Here is a 24,572-nt window from a genome sequence, read left to right as displayed (position 1 = left end):
TCAAACCCGCTGCAACCCATTCAGCGCCGAAGCCACCACCCGGTGATCAACATCCTGCTGGAGGGGTTGAAGCAGGGTGCGGGCCTGATCACCCAAGGGCTGATCAGCACCATCCCGAACGACACGGCCGAGGATTTCAGCCCCGCTGACCCGCACGGTGCCATCGGCATCCCTGATCGCCATCGTTGCCAGTTCCAGCAGCCAGTTCAGATCGATCTCCGGTTGTTCAGCCAGCGCCGAAAGGATGCTGCAACGCACCAACCAGGCGTCATCCGCTTCAAAGGAGGAGCGCAGCAGAGGCCAGGACCGCTCCACGCCATAACTAGCCAGGGCATTGGCCGCTTCCGCCCGCACGTTCGAATCCTCGTCGTCCACCAACAGGCGGCTCAGCACCTGCCAGCCCTGCTCCGTGCGCTTGTAGCCGAGGCCACTGCAACTGAGGGAACGCACCAGGAACGGTTTCTGTTCGGTACCCAGCACCAGCAGCGGCACCGCCTCCTCATCGCTGCAGAACCGCAGCTGGGTCAGGGCCGGCATCGCCCGGACCGGATCACCACTGGAGATGGCATCCCTCAGGGCGGGAAGATCGGGGCGCTGGTCGTCGGGAGCGGACGTCATCGGAATCAGTCGGTTTCAGCCCGGCTGGTGCGCAGAGCTGACAGCAGCCTGGCGCGCCGACGACGGCGACCGGCGGCACTGCTGACGATCAGCCAGGAACCCACCAGCAGCGCCGGCAGGGCGTGGGATCGATCGGTCCCCTGCCGCTGCTGCATCGCCACCACCGCCACAGCGATCAGCAGCGGCGCCCCGAAGGACATCAGCACAGGCATCAGTTTCCTCACGGCGTCTGACGCTCCAGCATCCAGGCCTGCAACGTTGCCGTCAGCACCTCGATGCCAACCGGCAGAGAGGCCTCGTCCGGATCAAAGCGACAGTGATGCAGGGGTGCACAACCCTGCGGTCCGGCCACCCCGAGCCGAAGCATGGTGCCCGGCACATCCCGCAGCAGTTCGGCGAAATCCTCGGCCCCCAGGGAGGGTTGCTCCACGGCCACAACCCTTGAGCATCCCAGCCGTTCCACGGCGCAGCGCTCCATCAGAGCGGTGAGTTCCGGATCGTTGTGCACCGGAGGCGCAATGCACCGGTACCGCACATCCGCATCTCCCCCGGCGGCTCGGCAGATGCCCTGAACCGTCTCTTCGATCCAGCCCGGCAACCGCTCATGCAGTGCCAGATCCAGACAACGGACGGTTCCCAGCAGCCGCACGCGATCCGTGATCACATTGAACGCCCGGCCGCCCTCAATCCGTCCAAAACTGACTACCACCGGCTGCAGTGCATCCAATCGGCGAGCGATCGTCTGCTGCAGCTCCGTCACCACCCTGGCCGCGATCCAGATCGCATCCACCGCCTCATGGGGACGGGCGCCATGGCCCCCCTCCCCGTGCACCGTGATCTCCAGCTCCCCGGCAGCCGCCGTCAGGCAACCGCTGCGGATGCCGACCGATCCGGCCGGCAGGTTGGGCACGACATGCACACCGAACAGAGCATCCAGCCCCTCCACCGCTCCGGCATCGCGCATCCAGACCGCCCCCTGGGCGAGTTCTTCGGCAGGCTGAAACAGCAAACGAACCCGGGTGGCCAGCCCGTCGTCGGCCGCCAGCAGACGGGCCACCCCAAGACCGATGCAGGTGTGCAGATCGTGCCCGCAGGCATGCATCACCCCCTGATGCCGGGAGGCATGGGGCAGCCCGGTGCGTTCCTCCACCGGCAGAGCATCCATGTCAACGCGCAGACCAACGGTGGGGCCATGGTCCGGACCGAGTTCCGCGAGCACACCCGTGCGGCCGACCCCTTCACGCACACGCCAGCCGATGCGCCTCAGTTCACCAGCCACCAGAGCAGCGGTCTGGTGCTCTTCACCGCTCAGTTCCGGATGGGCATGCAGATGACGCCGCAGCTCGATCAACTCGGGAAGCGCCTCGGGCAGCAGATCGAGCACGGTCATCGGCTGTCAAGCGCCAGGAAAGCCATCAGATCCGCTGTGGGAACAGGGGGCCAGCGCCGGATCTGCAGCAGCCATTCGCCATCCCGGTAGCGGTTGTCAAGACCGGAGGCAGCGGCCCAGTGGCTCTCCGCTTCACCAGACGCTCCGCGCTGCCACAGCAGAGCACTGAGGGCAGCACGGGCATCGGCGAACAGCGGATAGCGCCGGATCAATTTGCGCAGCTCCGCCTCGGCCCAGACCTGGTCACCCTCCTGCCAGGCCGCCAGTGCCTCACTGGAACGGGCCATCGCGAATCCCGGTCTGGCCTCTGACGCACGCCCGTAAAGCGAACGTGCTTCAGCCCAGTCCCCTTCGGAGCCACGCACATTGCCCAGGTTGTAAAGGGCGGAGGCCTCCATGGGATCGCGATCCAGAATCCAGAGGTAATCCGCCGCCGCCGCAGACCAGTCCTGCAGGGCTTCCTCCGCGGTGCCCCGATTCAGATGGGGATCGGCTTCCTCAGGGGCCAGGGCGATGGCACGACTCTGATCGTCGATGGCACCGGTGGCATCACCGAGGGCCAGGCGCACATTGCCGCGGTTGCTGAGGGCGGCGGGATCCTCCGGCAGAACCTCAAGAACGCTGTTCCAAAGCGGCAGCGCCCGCACGAAATCCCCCTCACGGCTTGCGCTCAGAGCCTGCCCGTAGAGCAGCTCCCCCTCGAGAGCCACGGCCGGGAACGCACCGAACAGCAGCAGGCTCAGCACCGCCAGCGTCAGCACCGCCTTCATGCAGCCTCCACAGATCCCAGGTGCCGACGAGCGGCATCGGTGACCATGCGACCACGGGGGGTGCGCAGCAGCAGACCCTGCTGCAGGAGGTAGGGCTCGATCACGGCCTCCAGCGTCGCGGGATCCTCGCCGAGAGCCGCCGCGAGCGTCTCCAGACCGACGGGCCCGCCGTCGTGATGATCCAGCAGCAGGGAGAGAAGCCGGCGGTCGCTGGCATCCAGTCCGCGGTCATCCACCCGGTGCAGGCTGAGAGCCTGACGGACCAGCGGCTCATCCACGGCTTCGCCGGCACCCTGAACCGTGGCCACATCGCGGACCCGGCGCAGCAGGCGGTTGGCGATGCGCGGGGTACCGCGACAGCTGCCGGCGATGCGAGCACAGGCCTGTGGGGTGAGGTTCACCCCCAGCAGACCGGCCGTGCGCGCCACGATCGCTTCGAGATCCTCCTGGCCATAAAACTCCAGGCGCTGAATCAGGCCGAAGCGGTCCCGCAGCGGTGAACTGAGCGATCCGGCACGGGTGGTGGCCCCCACCAGGGTGAACGGAGGCAGATCAAGGGAGCGGGTGCGTGCCGTGCTTCCCTTGCCGACCGTGAGATCCAGACGACGGTCTTCCATCGCCGGATAGAGCAGCTCCTCCGCCACACGGGTCAGCCGGTGGATCTCATCGATGAACAGGAGCTCCCGCGGCTGCAGATTCACCAGCAGCCCGACGATGTCGCGGGGGCGTTCCAGTGCGGGAGCACTGGTGATCCGGCAGCTGACCCCGAGTTCCTCCGCCAGCACCAGCGCCATGGTGGTCTTGCCGAGGCCTGGCGGGCCGTACAGCAGAACATGATCCAGGGCTTCGCCGCGGCCCATGGCCGCCTGCACAGCAATCCCCAGCACCTGCTTGAGCTCAGGCTGGCCGATGTAATCGTTCAGGCGGCGAGGCCGCAGACCGTCGTCGGGTTTTGCCGCAGCCTCCTCCGGCAGCGGCTTGGCATCGAGCATGGCCTCGCGACGCGGTGCCCGCCCGCCGGCATTGGAGGAGACGATCGCCATGCAGGCAGGGTACCCAGCTCTGGATAGGGTCGGGAGAAGGAGGCGCAGGTATGGCGAAAGGCGGGACCAAGAAAGCCGCGGCGGCAGCGGCACGGGCAGCGGCCAACCGACTTCTGGCGGACAACCGTCAGGCGCGTCATCAATACGACATTCTGGAAACCCTGGAGACCGGCATCGAACTGGTCGGAACGGAAGTGAAATCGATCCGTGCCGGCAAAGCCAATCTGCGGGACGGCTTCTGCCTGATCCGCAACGGAGAGCTGCAGCTGCACAACGTGCACATCTCGCCCCACAGCCATGCGGGCAGTTATTTCAACCACGACCCATTGCGCACCAGACGGCTGCTGGCCCACCGGCGCGAGATCGACAAACTGCGCGGCCAGCTCGATCAAAAAGGACTGACCCTGGTGCCCCTCAACATCCATCTGAAGGGCTCCTGGATCAAGCTCACCATCGGTCTCGGGAAGGGCCGCAAGCTGCACGACAAGCGCGCCGCCGAGAAAGAGAAGCAGAGCAAGAAGGAGGTCCGGGCTGCGATCGCCCGGCTCTAATCCATCGGGTTGAAGTCGCTCTCCTGCATGGGAGCGCCAGGGGGCCTGGGAGCAGAGGAGGGTGCCTCCGGGGTTGGGCGATCGTCGGACTGCACGGAGGGTGGACGGCCAGGCTGCGGCTGGGGGTTCGGGGTCGCTGGCGTGCTGGGCGCTCCTGTGGCGGGATCCGGGAACGGATTGGGATCAATGGCCGGAAGAGGGGGCCGTTCGGCGCGATCGGCCCGGCAGGAGAGCGTCAGCAGACCCGCAGACACCCCTTCGTTGGTGACCAGCACCTGCACGGGTGAGCCGGCCGCCGCCGGCAGGGTGACCACCCTCAGGGGGCCGCGCTGCTTCTCCACCTGACCCTGCGCTCCAAAGATGGTCATCTGCATCAGCGGCGTGCCGTTGATGCCCAGCACCAGATCATGGCCAGCTGGAACAGTCACGGAGATCAGTCGGGCGCCGCCCGACGGCACCCGCAGCGAAAGATTGGTGGCCGTGCCTGGTTTGGCCGTGACGTTCTCGATCGTCACCTCCGAAAGGCTCTGAATCGCGGCGGCATACCAGAGCTGGCGATAAGGCTCTTCAGGCCTGCGGCCCTGGATATCGCCGGGCAGCAGGTCACGGGCTCCGGCACTGACCAGCTGCTCCACCACCGTGCCGTTCACACCCTGACTGACCAGGTCCTGCCGCTGCTTGCGCCAGTCCGTCTCCTTCAGCTGGCCAAGCCTGGAGCGCATCCCTGGCGGGAGCTGCTCGATGCGGGCGAGCCACTCCTCCGCCAGATCATTCCAGACGCGGCGCAGCGGGGCGTCCTCCAGGGAATCGGACGGCAGCCGTCCGCCCCGTTCCGGGAATCGAGCCAGCAGGCTGCTGTCCACCAGCTTGAGAAACCAGGTTCGGTCAACCTGCAAGGCCCGCAGACGACTGAGCAGCTTCTGCCGTTCATCCACCTCCGCCGGCGGCAGACTCATGCCCTGGGAACGGCCCACCACATCGCGACTGGTGGAGGGAGCCGTGTCCCGGGAGGCTCCCCGCGTCAACACGTACCAGCCGATGGCTGTGCCGGCGAGAGCGGAGAGAGCGAGGGCCAGCACCACTGGCCAGAGGCCTCCCTCGGCTCCCTGCTCCCGTGCTTCGGCTCGACTGCGGCGCATGGATGTGGGATCCGCGGCGGGAACAGGGTCAGCCGGGCTCCTGAGCGAGGGCAGATCCGGAGCCGGACGGCCCGCGGCCCGGGGAGCGAGCACCACGGTCCGATCGGCTCGGGCGATGGGGCCGGTGCTGTCCGGCATCGGCAACGGCTCGAGCGCGGCCAGAACCTGGGCAGCTTCGGCAAAGCGCCTGTCCGGGTCTTCGAGCAGCAAGCGCTCAAGCACGGCCCGAAATTCAGGCTCCAGCTCGAGCTGATCCGGCCATGACCAACCTCCTCCATCCGAGGCGATCAGGCTCTCAGGGGTGCGGCCGCTAAGCAGCACCAGCGCGGTGACCCCGAGGCCATGCAGATCCATCCAGGGCGCGCAGGGTTCCGAACGACCCTGGGCACGGGGGGCATAGCCCGGCGTTGCACCGGCCAGCGGAGCCTCTCCTCGGATCTGGACCAGACCGAAATCCAGCAGCACCGGCAGACCGTCACTGTGACGTCGCAGCAGGTTGCGGGGATTGACATCCCCATGCACCAGCCCGCGACCGTTGATCACCGCCAGCAGTGGCAGGGTCTGACGCAGCAGCAGCAGGACCTCCCCTGCACCGAACACCATCTGACGCTCGCTGCGCTGGCTCAGGATCAGGCTGTAGGCCTCGCCCTCCTGCCAGTCCCGCACCGTCCAGAGGCTGCCGTGGGACTCCAGCAGTTCACCGCAGCGCGGCAGCTGGGGATGCAGCAGAGACTGCAGCCGCGGCCAGATCTGCTGAAACCGCTGGCGGGATTCGGAACTCTGAACCTGGCGGATCACCAGGGGGGTGTCTCCGGCCAGGGTGTCCAGCGCACGCCACAGCCGACCCTGGATGGGATCGCCCTCGCTCAGGGGGTCTTCCAGGCGGTAACGCTGCGCCAGGACGGTACCGGCACCCAAGGCGCTGGATTCGCTCACAAGCCGACGCTGCTTCAGTGGGCTGGCTGATCGTACCGACGGTTCGGCCGTTGACATTGCCTCTTAGGGTCCGGGCCAGCGCATCCCTATCTCGTGCTGCTCGAGACCCTTCTGGAGGTGCGGCGTCGAAGCGAAGCCCTGATCTCACCGCTGGAACCGGAGGATCTGGTTCTTCAGGGCATGGAGGACGCCAGCCCTCCGAAATGGCATCTGGCCCACACCACCTGGTTTTTCGACACCTTCCTGCTGCAGCCGCATCTGCCGGGCCACACCGCCTGCGATCCACGCTGGAGCTATCAGTTCAATTCCTATTACGAGGCTGTCGGGGAACGGCATCCCCGGCCGCAACGGGGGCTGCTGAGCAGACCCACCATCAGGGAGGTGCTGGCCTGGCGCCGCCGGATCGATCTCGGACTGGAACAACTGCTCGACCGCTCCTGCCTGGAGCTGCATCCGGTGGCTGAACTGGGGCTGCATCACGAACAGCAGCATCAGGAGCTGCTGCTGATGGACCTGCTGGACGGATTCAGCCGTCAGCCGCTGGAACCGACCTACGCAGCGGACGCGGATCTGACCCTCCGGGTGAGCGACGCGGGTTGGCTGACCTGCGATGGGGGACTGATGGAGATCGGTCACAGCGGCACAGGCTTTCATTTCGACAACGAGGGGCCACGACACCGGGTGTGGCTGGAACCGTTCGAGCTGGCGACGCAGCTGGTGAGCAACGCCGACTACCGGGCGTTTATCGCCGACGGCGGGTATGAGAGACCGGAGCTGTGGATGAGTGAGGGCTGGGGGCTGCGGCAGCGACTGAACTGGCAGGCCCCGCGTTACTGGCGCGGCAGCGGGGAAGCGGCCGAATGGCAGGACGAATTCACCCTGGCCGGACGCCAACCGCTTGATCCCGCTGCACCGGTCCGCCATCTGAGCTGGTTTGAAGCCGATGCATTCGCCCGTTGGAGCGGGGCCCGTCTGCCGGTTGAAGCGGAATGGGAAGTGGCCGTGACGCAGCACGGCGAGCGAATCGCCGCTGCTCACGACACTCTCTGGCAGTGGACGGCAAGCCCTTACCGCCCTTACCCGGGCTTCACACCACCGGACGGCGCCATCGGGGAATACAACGGCAAATTCATGAGTTCCCAGTTCGTGCTGCGGGGCAGCTGCTGGCTGACGCCCCACGGCCATGCCCGCGACACCTACAGAAATTTCTTCCCTCCCGCCAGCCGCTGGATGGCGTCGGGAGTGCGCCTGGCCCGATGAGTGTCGAGCTGATCGATCTGCATCCTGCGCCGGCCGACCTGCATCGGCTGGTAGAGGCAGGCCTGGCCCAGCAGCCGAAACAGCTGCCGGCCTGGCTGCTCTACGACGCCGAGGGATCACGGCTGTTCGCCGAGATCTGCGAACAGCCGGAATACACCCTCACCCGCACGGAGATCACCCTGCTCGAACAACGGGCGCCAGAGATCGCCTCAGCCGTGGGTGAGGGCGTGGTGATGGAATTCGGGATCGGCAACGCCCGCAAGGTGGATCCATTGCTGACGGCGCTGCGCCCCCCTGCCTTCATCGCCCTGGACATCAGCCGGACGGCTCTGGAGGACTCCCTCAGCGCATTGGCGGAGGGGCATCGGGACACCCCGATGCTTGGAATCTGCTGCGATCACAGCACTCTGGACGCCCTGCCGCACCATCCCCGCTTGCAGGGAGAGCGACGCATCGGTTTTTTCCCAGGCAGCTCGCTGGGGAATTTCCAACCGCAGGATGCCGTCTCCGTTCTGGAACGCTTCCGGCGACTGCTGGCCGGTGGCCCGTTGCTGCTCGGGCTGGACCAACCCCGCGATCCCAGCCTGCTCGAAGCCGCCTACAACGATGCTGCCGGCATCTCAGCCGCCTTCGCCCGGAATCTGCTGCATCGGCTCAACCGGGAGCTGAACGGAAACGTCCGACCCGAGCAGTTTCACTACAGGGCCCGATGGCAGCCGCAGCATCAGCGCATCGAGATGGCACTGGTGAGCCGCTGCGAGCAGACCGTGCAGCTCGCGCAGCAGAGCTGGGCATTCGCCGAGGGTGAAGCCTTGATCACGGAACACAGCGTGAAATACAGCCCCGAGGCCGCCGCTGAACTGGCCTCCAGAGCGGGCTGGCGGATCCGGCAGCGCTGGCATGACCCGAACGACACGCTGTCGCTGCACTGGCTGGAACCGGCAGACTGATCCGTGACCTCGGCAGCGTTATGAAGCAGGACGAACGGCGTGAAGCGATCCGGTCCCAGCGCGAGCAGCTGATCAGCGAACTCGAAGCGCTCTACATGAGAGCCTTCGATCGCCTCGGGCAACTGGAAGGCGATGTCGGCGAAGTGAAGGCGGCTCAGCTCACGCAGATGATCCTGAACTCCAAGACGCGAGCCATCGAACCGTTGCTCAAGGAGATCGAGAAGCCCCTGATCACCACTCCCGCCGACCAGCCATGAGCACCTGGTTGGAGCAGCTGGAACGTGAGCTCGACAAACGTCTGTCGGAGTTTCTCCGCAACAACCCGGTCCAGGACCAGCTGTTTCAGGACCAGCACCAGCAGGATCGGGCCTCAGCCCTGAAGCGGCAGCGACTGCAAATGCAGCAGGACGCTAGGGAACAGCGCCGGCAGCTGCTGGCACTCGCCGACCAGGTGAGGGACTGGCGGGAGCGGATTCAGCGGGCTGACCAGGCCGGGGCGACGGATCTGGCGGATCGGGCCCGTCGGCACATGGATGAGCTGATGACCCAGGGACGCACCCTCTGGAGTGACCTCGAGAATCTCGGACGCCGCTTCGAGGAAGTGGACGGTCAGCTCAACGCGTTGAGTCGTCAGCCTGAGTCAGCGAACCGGAAGGATCTGGACCGCGACTGGGCTCTGTTCGAAGCGGAACAGGAGCTGCAGCGCATGCGCCGGGACGCAGGCTTCAGCGACTGACAGCTCAGGCCTTCGGTGCCGGAGGTTCAAGACTGACGCCCTCGGGGGGAGGGGTGGGATCAGGATCGGCGATCAGCATGTGCTGCAGAACGATCTCAGGGCGCTCACTGTCGCGCCAGCGGATCCGATAGGCCGGCATCTTCGTGCCACGGCTGGTGGTCTGCTCCACCGGCTCCATCACCCAACCCCGGCGGGAACGGCCCTGGGGGTTGCGCTTGACTACCGCATCGGCGTGTTTGAAGCGAAACCCTACGCGCTCACCACTCATGGGATCTGGACAATGCCACTGTCCTAATTATCCACTGTGGTGGGGCCATCCCCCTTCGCTTCGGGCCTGAGCAGCGGGAAGGCGATCACATCACGGATCGACGGGCTGTCGGTGAGCAGCATCACCAGCCGATCGATGCCGATGCCCAGGCCCCCTGTGGGAGGCATTCCCACCTCCAGAGCCTGGACGAAATCCTCATCCAGCCCCTGCGCCTCCAGATCACCGGCCGCCTTGCGGGCCTGCTGGGCTTCCAGCCGCTGACGCTGATCGACGGGATCGATCAACTCGCTGAAGGCGTTGGCGGTCTCGCGCCCGACGATGAACAGCTCAAAGCGCTCCACAAGGCCGGGTTTGCTGCGGTGCTTGCGGGCCAGCGGGGAGATCTCGATCGGGTAGTCGGTCACGAACGTGGGCTGGATCAGCGTTGTCTCCACCCGTTGTTCGAAGGCCTCGTTCAGCAGACGGCCGATGCTGTCTGCCTTCTCCGGCACCTCTAGCCCCGCCTCGGCCATGGCGGCAGCGGCCTGATCACGGCTGCTGAAGGCGGTGAAGTCCAGACCGGTGGCGTCCTGCACCAGCTCATGCATGGTGGCGCGCCGCCAGGGTGGCGTCAGATCCACGTCCGTGCCCTGATACGTGAGGCGGGTGCCTCCACACACCTGCTCGGTGACCGAGGCGAGCATCGACTCGGTGAGATCCATCATGGTGATGTAGTCGGCGTACGCCTGATACACCTCCACGGACGTGAACTCGGGGTTGTGACGGGTGCTCACCCCTTCGTTCCGGAAGATGCGGCCCAGCTCGTACACCCGCTCGAACCCACCCACCACCAGCCGTTTCAGGTGCAGCTCGGTGGCAATCCGGAGGAACAGCGGCAGATCCAGAGCGTTGTGATGGGTGATGAACGGGCGGGCATCCGCTCCCCCGGCCTCCGACTGCAGCACCGGCGTCTCGATCTCGAGGAACTGACGCTCGTCCAGCCAGCGGCGAATGCCACTCACCGTCAGCGCACGGCGTCGGAACGTCTCCCGGGACTGGGGGGACACCACGAGATCCAGATAGCGCTGGCGATAGCGCTTTTCCACATCCGCCAGGCCATGCCACTTGTCGGGCAGCGGTTGCAGCGCCTTGCTGAGCATGCGCCAGTCGCTCACCTTCACCGACAGTTCCCCGCGATCGGTGCGGCGCAGGATGCCGGTCACCCCCAGCCAGTCGCCGGCATCCACCAGCGAGGTGATCTGCTTGAACCAACCCTCCTGCTGGGCCTCAAGGCAGGCCTTCTCGAGAAACAGCTGAATGGTTCCGGTCTCATCGGCGAGGGTGAAGAAGGCGAGCTTTCCCATCACACGGCGGGTCATCACCCGTCCTGCAACGGACACGGTCACATCCCGCTCCTCACCCTTGGGCAGATCGGCGTGCTCCTGCTGAAGAGCCGCCATCCGATGGCTGGGTTCGAAGGTCAGGGCATAGGGTCCCTGATCGAGCTCCTGAAGGGCTTGCGCCTTCTCCAGGCGGGTGTCACGCAGATCAGACACGACGGCAGGGGCAGACGGGCGCCATCCTGCCCGCCCGCGTCGCTGGATGTCCCGCCTCAGGCGCTGGCGACGGCTCCCTGATCTCCGAGGCGCTGGGAGGCGTAACCGATTCCTCGAACCGTGAGGATCAGCTCAGGATTGCGGGGATCTGGTTCGAGTTTGCCCCGCAGTCGCGCCACATACACGTCCACCACCCGAAGATCCGCTGATCGCCTCGGCGGGTAGCCCCACAGCTGCTCAAGGATTTCAGCCCTGGGCACAATCCTGCCCGGCTCCCGGAACAGCAACTCGAGCAGGCTGAATTCCGTGTAGGTGAGATTCACACGCTCACCGCCCTGCGTCACCTGACGACGGTTGGTATCGACCACCAGCTCTCCGACCCGCAGAATGCCCTGGCCGGTCGGCAGTTCGCGGGTCTCAACGACGGCAGCACCACGACCGACCCGTCGCAGAATGGTGGCGATCCGTGCCTCCAGCTCCTTCGGACTGAAGGGTTTCGGGAGGTAATCGTCAGCGCCCAGATCGAGGCCGGCAACGCGTTCCGAAATCGCCTCAACAGCGGAAAGAAAAATGATCGGAACGCACGATTCAGCGCGCAGACGTCGACAGACAGCAAAGCCATCCAGCTTGGGGAGCATCACATCAAGCACCACCAGATCCGGTGCTTCACGGTGAAACAGCTCTAACGCCTGTTCTCCATCTTCAGCACAGACGACGCGGTACCCGGCGAGCTGAAGACGCATCACCAGCACGCGACGGACGGCTGCCTCGTCGTCGACCACAAGCAGTGTGGCCTTCGGTTGCGAGGGCTCTCCGCCCGCCATTGGCTACATCTGTTAACGACTTGCAACCCTACCGGCAAGGGTGTTGAAACCGACGCAAACAAGCTGTTACAGGAAAGGTTTACGGATTGCCTTAAGAATTGACGTCATGGCCAACGTGACCGCGAGTACCGGTCCCACTCATCAGCCGCCATGGCCAGCGCCACATCGCTCTCGATCTGGCCGAGCATCGCGCGTTGCAGCTGGGTGTAGACGATCTTCTGCAGCCGTTTGATGCCGGGCAGAGCGGGCACCAGAACCCTGGCCTGATCAAGGATCCGGGCGGAGAGAAGACGGGCGGTTCGAATCTGCGCCTGCTCCGCTGTATCGGGCTGCTCCTGGTCGAGGGCCGTGCGCACCTGCTCAAGAGCCTCCTGGGATGAGGGCAGGACCCTGGCCTCCCTGGCGAAACGGGCCTGATTGGCAGCATCGGTCAGAAACAGGGCCAGGGCCACGGCCTCGGCGGGATGCCGGCTCTGGCGCGGAACAGCCAGCGTCATCAAGGCGACATTGGCTGTGCCGTCCTCTCCGGTGAGGGGCGGATGGGGTTCGGTCACGGCCGCCACGCCGGGGGCGTTGGTCTGAATGCTGCGCAGAAATTCCGCCCCGGTGGCGGCGAGAGCCAGATCACCGCTCTGGAAAAGCTCGATCGCCCGTCGCTGGCCCTGACTGACCACCTCTCGCGGCAGCAGACCCTGCCGGTAGAGATCCGTCCAGAAGCGGAAGGCGCGCCGACCGGCCGGGCTGTTGAACGCAGCTCGCCTCTGCCCATCGAGCAAGACCACGCCCATCTGCACCAGCGACTCCAGCATCTCGGCGGAGTCATCAGGCACCACGGTGACGAACAATCCATAACGACCGGTCCGTTCCCGGATTCGGCGGGCGAACTCGGGCACCGCATCCCAGCGCCTGGGGGGAGACTCCAGCCCGGCCTCCTCCAGCAGGCGGCGGTTCACCAGGCTGAGCCTGACGGTGAGATACCAGGGGATGGCGATCTGACCGGCCTCCGGATCCCGGCAGGCCCGCCAGACCGACGGCAGATAACGCTCCGCTGCACCGGAGGGCAGCAGCGGCGTGAGATCGCTCAAGCCTCCCTTGCTGGCCAGATTGGCCGCGAACGGTGGGTTGAGATTCACCACATCCGGGGCAGTGCGTGCGTAGACCGCCGCCAGCAACTTGCGCTCCACAGACCCCCAGGGCAGGTCGGTCCAGCGCACGGGGAGCTGCGGTCGCCGCTGTCGCCAGACCGTCAGCAGATCAGCGAAGTAGGGGTTGAACTTGGGAGCCAGCTGGAGAGTCCAGAGATTGAGCTCATCGGCTCGCGAGCCGCCCCGACCGCAGGCGGCCAGGCCAAGGGCAGCGGCTCCGAGCAACAGCTCCCGTCGCGTCACCGGCCCGTTCATGACGTGCCTCTTTTGCGCCACAGCAACAACTGCATCGAAACCAGCATCGGTGCCAGCAGCGCCGTGACAAGGGTCTGACAGAGCAGGGTCTGCAAGCCCCAGCTGCGCATCCAGGGATCAAAGCTCCAGCCCTCCTGGATCAACAGCTGCAATAACTGACTCAGCCCCACCGTCACCGATCCGATCCAGGCCAGCAATCCGAGATTGAGCGTGCGCTGAATCGTGGGGGGGCGTCGACCCAGTCGTCCCCACCACCAGCCCAGCAGCAGCAGCGCGGGAATCTGACTCACTCCTCCCAGGCTGAGGCCATCCAGCACAAGGCCGAGAGCGATCCCCGCCACGGCGCCCGACACCGGTCCATCCACCAGCGCCCAGGGCAACAGCCAGAGCACGGCCCAGGCCGGAGGCACCCCATCGAGTCCGAGCCAGGGCGGGCTGGCAAGGCTCAGCACCGGCACCAGCAGAGCCGTGACGACGCAACCCGGTTGACGATGCAGACGGGCCATCGCTCAGTCGATCCGCACCTGAACCCAGTCGATCGCCTCCGGCGCCGCAATCAGCTGAACCACCGCCCTGGGAGCGGGAACCGCTCGCTCATCCACGGATTGGATCACGCCGACGGGAACATTCGGAGGCAACAGCGTGCTGGCGGGAGAGGTGCTCACCAGATCGCCGGCCCGCACGTCGAGATCCTTGTCGATGAAGCGCAGCTGGGGACGGTGGGTGCCAAGCCCCACCAACAGCCCATGCCGTCTGGAGCGGGGCAGCCAGACCCCCACCTCACTGCCTGGAGCTGTCAGCAGACGAACGCGGGCTGTGGTGGGGGTCACACTCTGAACCCGTCCCACCAGTCCGCCCGGCCCGAGAACGGCATCCGCAACGCTGATGCCGTTCAGGGATCCCTTGCCCAGCTCCAGCTGCTGCCACCAGCCGCGTGGCTGGCGGGAGATCACGGCAGCCGCCACGGTGCTGTCGGCCCCGCTGTTCCTCTGCAGCTCCAGAAGATCACGCAAGCGCTGATTGTCCTGCTCCAGCAGGGACAGACGGGCCTGATCCTCCAGAGAAGCGGCGGATGACACCCATTCGCGCTGAGCCGGACCTGGCCAGAACGGTCGACTGAGCAGGGCATAGGCATCGGCGAAACCCGCTCCCTTGCTCAGCCGCACCATCAGCAGTCCAAGCAGCAGAGCAAGCCATGGGGCGACCCGCCCGAGGGCACGCCAACGGCCGTTACCGGGCCAGAGGGACGCCCCCATCGGATCAGGCGCCAGCCGCGGATCGGACGAATTCCGGTGTGTCGACCACCCGTTGCAGACGCTTCCAGTCCTCGAGGACCTGACCGCAACCGTTGACCACACAGAGCAGCGGATCCTCCGCCACATGCACGAAGATCCCGGTTTCGTGGCTGATCAGGTCACTGATGCCACGCACGAGTGCTCCGCCCCCGGCCAGCATGATGCCGCGATCGACGATGTCAGCGGCCAGTTCCGGTGGCGTGCGCTCGAGAGTCCGCTTCACGGCCTCGACGATCACGTTCAGGGGCTCAGCGATCGCCTCACGCAGATCACCCGCCTTGAGGTTGATGGTGCGGGGAAGACCGGACAGCAGGTGCAGTCCGCGCACATCCATGGATTCCTGGTCGAAGGCGTCATCGGGGAAGGCGGAGCCGATGCGGATCTTGATGTCCTCGGCGGTGCGCTCACCCACCACCATGTTGTGCACCTTCTTCAGGTAAACGCCGATCGCATCACTGATCTCATCTCCGGCGACGCGGACGGATTCACTCAGCACCGTCCCGCCCAGGCTGAGAACGGCCACCTCGGTGGTGCCACCCCCGATGTCCACGATCATCGTGCCGACCGGTTCGGTGACGGGAAGTCCGGCACCGATGGCGGCGGCCACCGGTTCATCGATCAGATGCACCTCCCGGGCGCCGGCCATGCCGGCCTCACGCACGGCGCGCCGCTCAACCCCGGTGACGCCGCTGGGAATCCCCACCACAAGCCGCGGCGCCATGATGCCGCGCCCTTCATTGCCCTTGGTGATGAAGGTCTTGAGCATCTGCTCAGCCGCATCGAAATCCGCGATGACGCCATCCCGCAGCGGACGCACGGCTCGGATGTTGCCGGGGGTGCGGCCCAGCATCAGCTTGGCCTCATCGCCAACGGCCAGGGTGGCTCCACGCTCGAGATCGAGCGCGACGACGGAAGGTTCCTGGAGAACGATGCCGCGGCCGGAAACGTAGATCAGCGTGTTGGCCGTGCCCAGGTCGATGCCGATGTCACGGGACAGCTGAAAACGTCGGAAAAGCACGTCCACGGATCAAGTCGCCGAATCTTAAGGGCGTTCTGCGAGTCAGCCTGTGACGGACGCCGGCCACGGTGGAACTCCTTGAAAGCAGCCACCTGAACCGTGGCGCATCATTGTTCTCAAGACTTAGGAGACCTTTTTTATGGGCGTCAATTCCGTCACCCTCGTCGGTCGAGCCGGCCGCGACCCCGAAGTGCGTTACTTCGAATCCGGAAGCATGGTGGCCAACCTCACCCTTGCCGTGAACCGCCGCAGCCGCGACGACGAACCGGACTGGTTCAACCTCGAGATCTGGGGCAAACAGGCCCAGGTCGCCGCGGATTATGTGAAGAGAGGCTCCCAGCTGGGCATCATCGGCAGCTTCAAGCTCGACCGCTGGACGGACCGCAACAGCGGTGAGGAGCGCAGCAAGCCCGTGGTCCGCGTGGACCGACTGGAGCTGCTCGGCTCCAAGCGGGACAACCAGGAGGCTGCCGGCAACTTCGGCGGCAGCCAGGCCTCGGATGAAGAGATTCCCTTCTGATCCGCACCCCGGCGCTGCGGTCAGTCTCCGGACTTCCTGCGGCGCCAGACGCGCAACCCCAGCCAGATCCCACCGGCCAGCACGGCGATCACCAGCAACAGCTTCACCAGCTTGGAGACGGGATCGATCCAGACCTCAACATTGCTGTACCCCTCACCGAGCACCATGCCGGCGACGGTGAGCAGCAGGGTCCAGATCAGGCTGCCGGCGGTGGTCCAGATCAGAAACGGGGCCATCGGCATCATCTCGATTCCGGCGGGAACCGAGATCAGGGTGCGGATCCCTGGCACTAGACGGCCCCAGAACACCAACGCGGTGCCGTAACGCGTGAACCAGCGACGGGAGCGGGCCAGCTCCTCCGGGCTGATGCCGATCCAGCGACCATGGCGGGCCAGCCACTGCTCGATCCGCTCTTCATTGATCAGTCGACCGATGCCGTACCAGGGCAGCGCCCCCAGCACTGTTCCCAGCAGGCCGGCGATCACCACGGGGATCAGCTGCAGCTGGCCCTGCTGCACATAGAACCCACCCAACGGCATGATCAGCTCTGATGGGATCGGGGGAAAGAGATTCTCCAGAAACATCGCCGCGAAGATCGCGGTGTAGCCCAGCCACTGATTGGCTTCCACAGCCTGTCCGATCAGCTCCGGCAAGCGGGTGATGACATCAGAAAGCCCCATGGAGCCTGCGCGGGATCGCGCAAGTCTTCCATGGGGCAGAGGGGTTGAGGACCCTGCGGTCGATCAGTAGCGGTAGTGGTCGGGCTTGAACGGACCTTCCACGGGCACATTGATGTAATCGGCCTGGTCCTTGCTCAGCTCGGTGAGCTTGGCGCCGATGCGGTCGAGGTGCAGACGGGCCACCATCTCATCGAGGTGCTTGGGCAGCACATAGACCTCCTTGCCGTATTCGCTCCCTTTGGTGAACAGCTCGATCTGAGCCAGCACCTGGTTGGTGAACGAATTGCTCATCACGAAACTGGGGTGGCCGGTGGCGCAGCCCAGGTTCACCAGACGGCCTTCCGCCAGCAGGATGATCCGATTGCCGCTGGGCAGGGTGATGTGATCCACCTGCGGCTTGATGTTGTCCCACTCGTAGGACTTGAGGGAGGCGACATCGATCTCATTGTCGAAATGGCCGATGTTGCAGACGATCGCCTCGTCCTTCATCTTCAGCAGGTGCTCGTTGCGGATCACCTGGTAGTTGCCGGTGGCGGTCACGAAGATGTCCATCTCCTCGACCACGTCCTCGAGACGCACCACGCGGTAACCCTCCATGGCCGCCTGCAGGGCGCAGATGGGATCCACTTCGGCGATGCAGACGGTGGCACCGAGACCGCGCAGGGACTGGGCTGAGCCCTTGCCCACATCGCCGTAACCCATCACCAGCGCCTGTTTGCCGGCCACCATCACATCGGTGGCGCGCTTGATGCTGTCGACGAGCGACTCGCGGCAGCCGTAGAGATTGTCGAACTTGCTCTTGGTGACCGAGTCGTTGACGTTGATGGCAGGGAAGGGCAGCTCCCCGCTCTTCTGCATCTTGTAAAGACGGGCCACACCGGTGGTGGTTTCCTCGGTCACGCCCTGGATCTGCGCCTTGGTGCGGCTGTAGAAGCTGGGATCCTGAGCCAGCTTCTTCTTGATGGAAGCGAAGAGGTAGGTCTCCTCCTCATTGGCAGGGTTCTCCAGAACGGTGATGTCCTGCTCCGCCTTGCTGCCCAGCATCACCAGACCGGTGGCATCGCCGCCGTCATCCAGGATCATGTTGGGGGAACCACCATCGCCCCACTCGAGGATGCGATGGGTGTAATCCCAGTACTCCTCCAGGGTTTCACCCTTGACCGCGAACACCGGGATGTTCTGTGCCGCAATGGCGGCAGCCGCATGGTCCTGGGTGGAGAAGATGTTGCAGGAGGCCCAGCGCACCTCGGCACCCAGTTCGACAAGGGTTTCGATCAGACAGGCGGTCTGGATCGTCATGTGCAGAGAACCGGCGATGCGCGCCCCCTTCAGGGGCTTCTCAGTGCCGTATTTCTGACGCAGCGCCATTAGACCGGGCATCTCGGTCTCGGCAATGTCCAGCTCCTTGCGGCCGAACGCGGCCTGGGTGATATCTGCAACGACGCAGTCGGTGCCTAGCTTCAGCTCAGGCGCGGTTGTGGGCGCTGCCACCATGACGTAAGGCTCCCTGGGGAATTTGAATGTGAATCTCTGCGGAGACGCCGAGGCTTCGGGCTCGCCAGGCGCGGACTCTACACAGTGTCTCTGGGAACTTGAGACCCTTGAGACCACTCGAGCCCTCGGGCGGGGGCTGGCACAACGCCTGCCGAAGGGCGCCATTCTTCTCCTTGAGGGTCCTCTGGGCGCAGGCAAGACCTCTCTGGTGCAGGGCCTGGCCCTGGCCTGTGGCATCAACGAACCGATCACCAGCCCGACCTTCTCGCTGGCCCAGCACTACCCGGACGGCAATCCGCCCCTCGTGCACCTGGATCTCTACCGGCTGGACACCCCCGGATCAGCGGATGAGCTGTTCCTGCAGGAGGAGGAGGAAGCCCGGGCCATGGGAGCCCTGATGGCCGTGGAATGGCCGGAGCGACTCAGGCTGGTGCTCCCTGAGGCCTGGCAGCTGGATCTGGCCTACCAGGGAGAGGGGCGGCAGGCCCGACTCACGCCACCTCATGCCCCGGCGATGAAGGCCTCCACCTCCGGCGCACTGGGTTGAGGATCGATCCCTCCGGCTCCGCTGCAGACCAGAGCACCGCAACCGGCGGCGAAGCGCACCCGGTGTGCAGGGGGAAGATCCCAGCAATGCAACAGGCCCGCCGTGAAGGCATCTCCAGCACCGGTGGTGTCCACCACGTCCGACGGACGGAACGCCGCAAGGGAACCGGAGGCACCCTCCATCCACCAGGTCACCGGCTCGGCTCCATCGGTCACCACCACATCAGGGGCCTGGGGCAACAATCCACTGATCACCTGCGCTTGCGCTGAACCGAAGAACCAGATCGCCTCCTCGCGAGCGAGCTTGATCAGGGCCGCCTGCTCGAGCAACGGCCGGATGGCCGCCAGCGCGGAAGGCGGCGGCCCTGCGGACGGATCAGCATCGGCATTCCAGAAGGTGGGTCGCCAGTTCACATCAACAGCGATGGCCATGCCGCGGACGCGCGCCTGATCGACAGCGCCTCTCAAGGCAGCAGCGGCAGCCGGTGTCGCCAGGGGGATGGTGCCCACGAGGAGCCAGCGGGCGGATCCAGAGAGTGTTGGCGCTTGCAGCGCCTGATCAGCGAACCCCTGGCCCCGGTCACCGGCAAATCCCTGAAACTGTCGCTCACCTCCAACGGTGCGGCGCACCAGCACGATCCGCGACGGCCGCTCCGGATCCAGCTGAACGCCGGAGCTCTCGATGCCGCGCTGTTGAAACAGTCGGAAGAACTGATCGCCAATGGCATCTCTCCCCAGACGACCCACGAACGCCACCGGCGTGCCGAGCCGGGCCAGGGCGCAGGCGACATTGGCAGGAGCCCCACCGAGGCGATCGTCCACCGGCTGATCCAGCGCGGGGTCCCCTCCGGGAGGACCGAGCCGGTCCACCAGCGCTTCCCCTAGACAGAGCACCCGGGGATCAGCCACCAGCCGTCTCCGGATGCGCAAGCAGAGCATCGATGATGCGGCTGTTGGCGGCGGGGAAGGGATAGGTCCGGAGATCACCGGGCTTCACCCAACGCACCTGCTGACTGGCCAGGGGTTTCGGCTCTCCGGACAACCAGCGGCAGACATGCACCACGAAGCGCAGCCGCTTGTGGCTGTAAGCGTGATCAACGCTGATCAGTTCCTGACCCACCGTCACCTCGATCGTCAGCTCCTCCTGGAGCTCCCGGGTGATGCAGGCCTCGATCGTCTCTCCAGGCTCCTGCTTGCCACCGGGGAATTCCCAGAGACCACCCAGCAACCCCTCCTCCAACCGCTGGTCGATCAACACTTCACCGTCGGCGTTGAGCACCACGCCGACGCCGATCACCTGAAATGGAACCGGTTTGCGTTCCTCACTCACAGGCCAGCGGCTGGGCTCGCCGGCAGCGTAGGCAGCGCAGTGCCGTTGCCAGGGACACGCGTCACAAAGCGGTTGACGCGGGGTGCACAGGGTTGCCCCGAGATCCATCAAGGCCTGATTGAAATCTCGCGGGCGCTGCGGATCGAGAAGCGCATGGCTCCACTGCCAGAAGAGGGCCTGATCCCTGGCGGGAGGTCGGTCGTGGGCCCTGAGGCGAGCCAGAACGCGCCGCACGTTGCCGTCCAGAATCGGCACGGGTGCATTGAAGGCACTGGACAGGATGCTTCCGGCGGTGGTGCGTCCGATCCCCGGCAACGCCATCCATTCCTCGAGATCCTCGGGCCAGGAACGCCCTGAGATCTGCTGAGCCGCCTGATGCAGACGGCGGGCCCGGGAGTAATAGCCAAGGCCTTGCCACAACAGACGCACCTGCTCAAGCGATGCCGCCGCCAGAGCCTCCACGGTTGGAAACATGGCCATCCAGCGATGCCAGTAGGGGAGCACCACCGCCAGCGGGGTCTGCTGCAACATCACCTCGGCGATCCAGATCGGATAGGGATCCAGGGGCTGATCAGGAGCAGGTCGGTCCCCGCTGGAGGTTCGTTTCCAGGGAATGTCGTGGCGACCGTGGTCGCTCCACCAATTCAGCAGCAACGGTCTGAGCTCAGCCTCGTTTGAACGACATCCGTTGCTGCGTGTTGGCGTCATGGACATCAACCGATCGTCGCCAGCGTTCCTTTAAATGTTCAGCACAAGTCGTCTTCGCTGCGTGGTCCGCTCATTTCTTTTGCCAGCGCCTCCCAGGTCATTCCAGGCATGACGGTGCAGGAAGGTCTGTGGTGCTGGGGGGATCGCAACATCGGATGGACGCTGATGGGGAATCCCGAGGCACCCCTGGCCGTGCTGCTGATCCACGGTTTCGGCGCCAACACAGGGCACTGGCGTTTCAATCAACCGGCCCTGGCTGCGCTGGCTCCGACCTACGCCATCGACCTGCTCGGCTTCGGTCGCAGCGACCAACCGCGGGCGCGACTGAAGGACGAACCGGAGCAGCCAGGGTCCGTCCTCTACGGATTTGATCTCTGGGGACAGCAGGTGGCGGACTTCTGCCGGACGGTGATCGATCGGCCGGTGCTGCTGATGGGCAACTCGATCGGCGGGGTGGTGGCCCTGCGTGCAGCACAGCTGCTGGGCGACCGCTGCTGTGGCGTGGTGCTGATCGATTGCGCCCAGCGCTTGATGGACGACAAGCAGCTGGCGACACAGCCCGCCTGGATGGCCTGGATCCGGCCAATGCTGAAAACCATGGTGCGCCAGCGATGGCTGAGCACCACCCTGTTCCGCAATGCGGCCAGACCAGGGGTGATTCGCAGCGTGCTCAAACAGGCTTACCCCAGTGGTCAGCATGTGGATGATGCCTTGGTGGAGCTGCTGTTTGAGCCCACTCGCCGGAATGGTGCCGCCGAAGCGTTCCGAGGCTTCATCAACCTGTTCGACGACCACCTCGCACCACAGCTGATGCAGCACCTGGCGGTGCCGGTGGATCTGATCTGGGGCGAGCAGGACCCCTGGGAACCGTTACCGGAGGCTCAGCGCTGGGCTGAACAGATCTCCTGTGTGCAATCCATCAGCGTGATCGGTGGCGCCGGCCACTGTCCCCATGACGAAGCACCGGATCAGGTCAATCCGGTGCTGCTCAGACTTGTGGAAACAACCAACCGGCCTCAGCAGGCCACGTAGGCCTCCACCTGGTCACTGATGCGACGCAGACCGGCCAGTCCGTCGCGCTCAAGATTGCGGACCCGATCACGGCTCATGCCGAGGATGCGACCGATGCCCGTGAGGCTCATCGGATCTTCGCCATCCATGCCGTAACGCATGCGGAGCACCTGCTCCTGCAGATGGGGCAGCTGACGCAGCAGATCGCGCAGATCTCCCTTGAGGCAGTCCTCTTCCACCTGATCACTGGGGAGGTCTCCATCACCCGCCAGCAGTTCCAGCAGCTCGGTGTCATCGCCATCGCCCACCTTCATCTCGAGGCTCACCGGCTGACGGGCCCGGCACATCAGATCCTTGACGTCGTCTTCCGGCAGCTCGACGAACTCCGCCAGCTCGGTGACCGTGGGCGTGCGACCGAGATCCTGACTCAGCTCTCGCTGCCCTTTCTTGAGCTTGTTGAGCATCTCGGTGATGTGGATCGGCAACCGGATGGTGCGGCTTTTCTCAGCGATCGCTCGGGTGATGCCCTGACGGATCCACCAGTAGGCATACGTGGAGAACTTGTATCCGCGGGTCGGGTCGAACTTCTCGACGCCGCGCACCAGACCGATGGTTCCCTCCTGGATCAGATCCAGAAGTTCCATGTTCCGCTTGGTGTATTTCTTGGCGACGCTCACGACCAATCGCAGGTTGGCCGCCACCATCCGCTCCTTGGCGCGCCGGCCGTGCTGAAGCTTGCGCTTCAGCTGCATGGCGGACATCCCGGAAGCTTTGGCGAGAGCGTCCTGAGAGGGCCTGCCGCCGTCGCGGCTCTCGATCTCCTGTTCCAAAGTCTCCAGATCCATCAGCTCCTGAACCTGTCGTCCAAGGGTGATCTCCTGCTCATGGGTGAGGAGGGGAACACGACCGATGTCACGCAGGTAGGAACGGACCAGATCGACGTCAACGCTGACGCTGCGGGCCGCCGAAGCGGGCTTTGTTGCAGCGGCGGTAGCCGGTGTCATGGCGCTTCATTGAGTTATGTAAAGCGTACTCCTAAGAAACGTAAACGAACTTTCAGAAAGCAGAAGCCAAGGCGATTTGGGTAGAAATACCTGTCGCCTGGAGCAGCTCCGGCAGGTTCATCAGCAGCCACTCCGCCGTCTTGAGATAGATGAGCGTGCCGGCCACGTCCGTGCAGGTGGTGATGAACGGCGTCGACATCAAGGCCGGATCCAGACCCATGCGGTCGAACAGCAGCGGAAAGGCTGCGCCGGCGGTGGCCGCCAGCGTGGTGATCGCCAGCAGGCTGATGCCCACCGACAGGCCCACTAGGGCGCTTTCTCCACGCCACCAGGCAAAGGGCACCACCAGGATCATCATCAGGACCCCCAGCAGAGCTCCGGCCAGCGCTTCCCGCACCACGGCCTTCATCGGTCCCAGCGCCGTGATGCTCTGGGTGCTCAGGCCCCGGATCACCACGGTGGAGCTCTGAGCACCGACGTTGCCGCCGGTGCCCCCCAGCAAGGGAATGAAGGCGGCGAGCAGCACCACCTTCTGCAGCACGTCCTCATTGGCAGCGATCACTTCGGACGTGAAGAAACTGGCCACCACCAGCACCGCCAGCCACACCACCCGACGACGGGCGACGGTGAACAGATTGCTGCTGAAGTAATCGTCTTCATCGCCGGCCTGCACGGCGCCGGCGGCGTACAGATCACGGGTGGCCTCCTGCTCGATCACATCGATGACGTCATCCACCGTGACGATGCCCACGAGCCGCTGCTCGAGATCCACCACCGGCACGGCAAGGAAGTCGTACCGCTGGATCGTGCGCGCCACCATCTCCTGATCGGTGTCGGTGCTCACGCTGAGCACGTCTGCCGTCATCACATCCCGGATCTGGTCATCGGGATCAGCGGTGACCAGATCCCGCAACGACAGGATGCCGGTGAGACGCCGCTCGGTATCCGTGATGTAGAGCGAATAAATGGTCTCGGTCTCACGGGCCCGGCGCCGGACGATGTCGAGCGCCTCGAGGGCTGTCTGGTTCTCCTTCAGAGCGATGTATTCGGTCGTCATCAGACGACCGGCTGTCTCCGCCTGATAGCCCAGCAGCTCGGCCGTGACCTTGCGTTCCTCCGGACTGAGCTGATCGAGCAGCTGACGCACCACCTTCGCCGGCAGCTCCTCGAACAACCGCGCCCGGTCATCCGGAGACATCTCCTCCATCACCTCCTGCATCTCACCGGAGCGCAGCAGGTTCAGCAGGTTCTGCTGGGTGGCTGTATCCAGGTACTCGTAGACACTGATCGCCTCGTCCTTGCTGAGCAGACGGAAGGCAATGGCCTGCAGGTTCTGCGGCAGGTTGCCGATCGCCTCCGCCACATCCACCGGCTGGACCGGCTCCAGCAGCAGCTTCACAGCGTCGTAGTTGCCGACGCTGAGCATGGCCTCAAGCTGACGGGTCACCACCTCCGCCAGGAGGTGGTGCTCCACGGTCACGCCTCCGGCGGACGCTGCAGCTACCTCGCTCATGGACGACCGGCAAGGGCCCCAAGTGTATGGGCA

Annotated in this window: 27 protein-coding genes; 8 read left to right on the top strand and 19 right to left on the bottom strand. The window is 65.2% G+C overall.

What is annotated here, in order from left to right; all coding sequences use genetic code 11:
* The 5 genes from KR49_RS08840 to ruvB are packed head-to-tail and all read right to left on the bottom strand — an operon-like array spanning window position 1 to window position 3,821.
* Entirely contained in the window at window positions 1–618 is a 618-nt protein-coding gene (locus KR49_RS08840; RefSeq protein ID WP_043694267.1) for a HEAT repeat domain-containing protein, read from the bottom strand.
* A gap of 5 nt (window positions 619–623) precedes the next feature.
* The gene (locus tag KR49_RS08835; protein WP_043694265.1) at window positions 624–830 is read right to left on the bottom strand and encodes a DUF3188 domain-containing protein; all 207 of its coding nucleotides are present in this window, start codon (window positions 828–830) and stop codon (window positions 624–626) included.
* Window positions 831–838: 8 nt separating this feature from the next.
* Window positions 839–2,008 (bottom strand): amidohydrolase, encoded by a 1,170-nt coding sequence (locus KR49_RS08830; protein WP_043694263.1) that lies wholly within the window; start codon window positions 2,006–2,008, stop codon window positions 839–841.
* Complete coding sequence (locus KR49_RS08825; protein WP_043694260.1) at window positions 2,005–2,778, bottom strand: tetratricopeptide repeat protein; 774 nt, start codon at window positions 2,776–2,778, stop codon at window positions 2,005–2,007. The genes KR49_RS08830 and KR49_RS08825 overlap by 4 nt, the downstream gene beginning before the upstream one ends.
* On the bottom strand, window positions 2,775–3,821 hold the full coding sequence (gene ruvB / locus KR49_RS08820) for a Holliday junction branch migration DNA helicase RuvB (protein ID WP_043694257.1): 1,047 nt from the start codon (window positions 3,819–3,821) through the stop codon (window positions 2,775–2,777). Before ruvB ends, KR49_RS08825 begins: the two co-directional genes overlap by 4 nt.
* Window positions 3,822–3,871: 50 nt before the next feature.
* Between ruvB and smpB the strand changes: the two genes are divergently transcribed.
* Window positions 3,872–4,372, top strand: coding sequence for an SsrA-binding protein SmpB (gene smpB / locus KR49_RS08815; protein ID WP_043694254.1), 501 nt, complete (start codon window positions 3,872–3,874; stop codon window positions 4,370–4,372).
* Here the strand turns inward: smpB and KR49_RS08810 are convergent.
* Window positions 4,369–6,504 carry a serine/threonine protein kinase gene (locus tag KR49_RS08810; RefSeq protein WP_084188011.1) on the bottom strand — a complete coding sequence of 712 codons (2,136 nt, stop codon included), beginning with the start codon at window positions 6,502–6,504 and terminating at the stop codon, window positions 4,369–4,371. The two genes, smpB and KR49_RS08810, sit on opposite strands and share 4 nt — an antisense overlap.
* Before the next feature lie 36 nt (window positions 6,505–6,540).
* Here KR49_RS08810 and egtB point away from each other — a divergent pair, with 36 nt between their 5' ends.
* From egtB to KR49_RS08790, 4 genes are read left to right on the top strand one after another with little or no spacing between them, the layout of a single operon-like run.
* Complete coding sequence (egtB, locus tag KR49_RS08805; protein WP_043694251.1) at window positions 6,541–7,707, top strand: ergothioneine biosynthesis protein EgtB; 1,167 nt, start codon at window positions 6,541–6,543, stop codon at window positions 7,705–7,707.
* Window positions 7,704–8,657 (top strand): L-histidine N(alpha)-methyltransferase, encoded by a 954-nt coding sequence (egtD, locus tag KR49_RS08800; protein WP_043694248.1) that lies wholly within the window; start codon window positions 7,704–7,706, stop codon window positions 8,655–8,657. The genes egtB and egtD overlap by 4 nt, the downstream gene beginning before the upstream one ends.
* A 20-nt stretch (window positions 8,658–8,677) precedes the next feature.
* Window positions 8,678–8,914: a hercynine metabolism small protein gene (locus tag KR49_RS08795; RefSeq protein ID WP_043694245.1), complete on the top strand. Its 237-nt coding sequence runs from the start codon at window positions 8,678–8,680 to the stop codon at window positions 8,912–8,914.
* Window positions 8,911–9,393 carry a hercynine metabolism protein gene (locus KR49_RS08790; RefSeq protein WP_043694242.1) on the top strand — a complete coding sequence of 161 codons (483 nt, stop codon included), beginning with the start codon at window positions 8,911–8,913 and terminating at the stop codon, window positions 9,391–9,393. Before KR49_RS08795 ends, KR49_RS08790 begins: the two co-directional genes overlap by 4 nt.
* A gap of 4 nt (window positions 9,394–9,397) precedes the next feature.
* Here KR49_RS08790 and KR49_RS08785 read toward each other — a convergent pair whose 3' ends face one another.
* The 7 genes from KR49_RS08785 to KR49_RS08755 all read right to left on the bottom strand — a co-directional run bounded on the left by KR49_RS08785 (window position 9,398) and on the right by KR49_RS08755 (window position 15,733).
* Window positions 9,398–9,661 (bottom strand): hypothetical protein, encoded by a 264-nt coding sequence (locus tag KR49_RS08785; protein ID WP_006851112.1) that lies wholly within the window; start codon window positions 9,659–9,661, stop codon window positions 9,398–9,400.
* Between the two features lie 23 nt (window positions 9,662–9,684).
* Window positions 9,685–11,196, bottom strand: coding sequence for a lysine--tRNA ligase (lysS, locus tag KR49_RS08780; protein WP_043694236.1), 1,512 nt, complete (start codon window positions 11,194–11,196; stop codon window positions 9,685–9,687).
* Between the two features lie 56 nt (window positions 11,197–11,252).
* Window positions 11,253–12,020, bottom strand: a complete 768-nt coding sequence (gene rpaB / locus KR49_RS08775; RefSeq protein WP_043694229.1) for a response regulator transcription factor RpaB — start codon at window positions 12,018–12,020, stop codon at window positions 11,253–11,255.
* A gap of 104 nt (window positions 12,021–12,124) precedes the next feature.
* Complete coding sequence (locus tag KR49_RS08770) at window positions 12,125–13,420, bottom strand: sugar ABC transporter substrate-binding protein (protein ID WP_043694225.1); 1,296 nt, start codon at window positions 13,418–13,420, stop codon at window positions 12,125–12,127.
* The gene (locus tag KR49_RS08765; RefSeq protein WP_043694223.1) at window positions 13,417–13,926 is read right to left on the bottom strand and encodes a hypothetical protein; all 510 of its coding nucleotides are present in this window, start codon (window positions 13,924–13,926) and stop codon (window positions 13,417–13,419) included. The genes KR49_RS08770 and KR49_RS08765 overlap by 4 nt, the downstream gene beginning before the upstream one ends.
* A gap of 3 nt (window positions 13,927–13,929) precedes the next feature.
* Window positions 13,930–14,676 carry a rod shape-determining protein MreC gene (gene mreC / locus KR49_RS08760; RefSeq protein ID WP_043694220.1) on the bottom strand — a complete coding sequence of 249 codons (747 nt, stop codon included), beginning with the start codon at window positions 14,674–14,676 and terminating at the stop codon, window positions 13,930–13,932.
* 4 nt (window positions 14,677–14,680) lie between these two features.
* The gene (locus KR49_RS08755; RefSeq protein WP_043697206.1) at window positions 14,681–15,733 is read right to left on the bottom strand and encodes a rod shape-determining protein; all 1,053 of its coding nucleotides are present in this window, start codon (window positions 15,731–15,733) and stop codon (window positions 14,681–14,683) included.
* A gap of 139 nt (window positions 15,734–15,872) precedes the next feature.
* Here KR49_RS08755 and KR49_RS08750 point away from each other — a divergent pair, with 139 nt between their 5' ends.
* The gene (locus tag KR49_RS08750; protein WP_043694217.1) at window positions 15,873–16,253 is read left to right on the top strand and encodes a single-stranded DNA-binding protein; all 381 of its coding nucleotides are present in this window, start codon (window positions 15,873–15,875) and stop codon (window positions 16,251–16,253) included.
* A 20-nt stretch (window positions 16,254–16,273) separates the two neighbouring features.
* On the opposite strand, the gene KR49_RS08745 is transcribed toward KR49_RS08750, so the two are convergent.
* The gene (locus KR49_RS08745; protein ID WP_043694214.1) at window positions 16,274–16,933 is read right to left on the bottom strand and encodes a DedA family protein; all 660 of its coding nucleotides are present in this window, start codon (window positions 16,931–16,933) and stop codon (window positions 16,274–16,276) included.
* Between the two features lie 63 nt (window positions 16,934–16,996).
* On the bottom strand, window positions 16,997–18,427 hold the full coding sequence (gene ahcY, locus KR49_RS08740; protein WP_043694211.1) for an adenosylhomocysteinase: 1,431 nt from the start codon (window positions 18,425–18,427) through the stop codon (window positions 16,997–16,999).
* Between the two features lie 22 nt (window positions 18,428–18,449).
* On the opposite strand from ahcY, the gene tsaE reads away from it, so the two are divergent.
* Window positions 18,450–18,974, top strand: a complete 525-nt coding sequence (gene tsaE, locus KR49_RS08735) for a tRNA (adenosine(37)-N6)-threonylcarbamoyltransferase complex ATPase subunit type 1 TsaE (protein WP_371257625.1) — start codon at window positions 18,450–18,452, stop codon at window positions 18,972–18,974.
* On the opposite strand, the gene KR49_RS08730 is transcribed toward tsaE, so the two are convergent.
* Both KR49_RS08730 and mutY read right to left on the bottom strand, forming a co-directional pair.
* Window positions 18,929–19,882, bottom strand: coding sequence for a carbohydrate kinase (locus KR49_RS08730; RefSeq protein WP_043697200.1), 954 nt, complete (start codon window positions 19,880–19,882; stop codon window positions 18,929–18,931). The two genes, tsaE and KR49_RS08730, sit on opposite strands and share 46 nt — an antisense overlap.
* Window positions 19,875–21,011 carry an A/G-specific adenine glycosylase gene (gene mutY / locus KR49_RS08725; RefSeq protein WP_052378324.1) on the bottom strand — a complete coding sequence of 379 codons (1,137 nt, stop codon included), beginning with the start codon at window positions 21,009–21,011 and terminating at the stop codon, window positions 19,875–19,877. Before mutY ends, KR49_RS08730 begins: the two co-directional genes overlap by 8 nt.
* Before the next feature lie 108 nt (window positions 21,012–21,119).
* Between mutY and KR49_RS08720 the strand changes: the two genes are divergently transcribed.
* Window positions 21,120–22,043: an alpha/beta fold hydrolase gene (locus KR49_RS08720; protein WP_043694205.1), complete on the top strand. Its 924-nt coding sequence runs from the start codon at window positions 21,120–21,122 to the stop codon at window positions 22,041–22,043.
* On the opposite strand, the gene KR49_RS08715 is transcribed toward KR49_RS08720, so the two are convergent.
* The gene (locus KR49_RS08715) at window positions 22,028–23,026 is read right to left on the bottom strand and encodes an RpoD/SigA family RNA polymerase sigma factor (RefSeq protein ID WP_043694202.1); all 999 of its coding nucleotides are present in this window, start codon (window positions 23,024–23,026) and stop codon (window positions 22,028–22,030) included. The two genes, KR49_RS08720 and KR49_RS08715, sit on opposite strands and share 16 nt — an antisense overlap.
* A 52-nt stretch (window positions 23,027–23,078) precedes the next feature.
* A complete protein-coding gene (gene mgtE / locus KR49_RS08710) occupies window positions 23,079–24,539 on the bottom strand; it encodes a magnesium transporter (RefSeq protein WP_043694199.1) in 1,461 nt (486 codons plus the stop codon).
* Window positions 24,540–24,572: the final 33 nt, after the last annotated feature.

This window comes from Synechococcus sp. KORDI-49 (assembly GCF_000737575.1).
Taxonomy (GTDB): Bacteria; Cyanobacteriota; Cyanobacteriia; order PCC-6307; family Cyanobiaceae; genus Parasynechococcus.
Note: the sequence above shows the minus strand (reverse complement) of the source record. Positions and strands in the feature narration are given on the sequence as shown.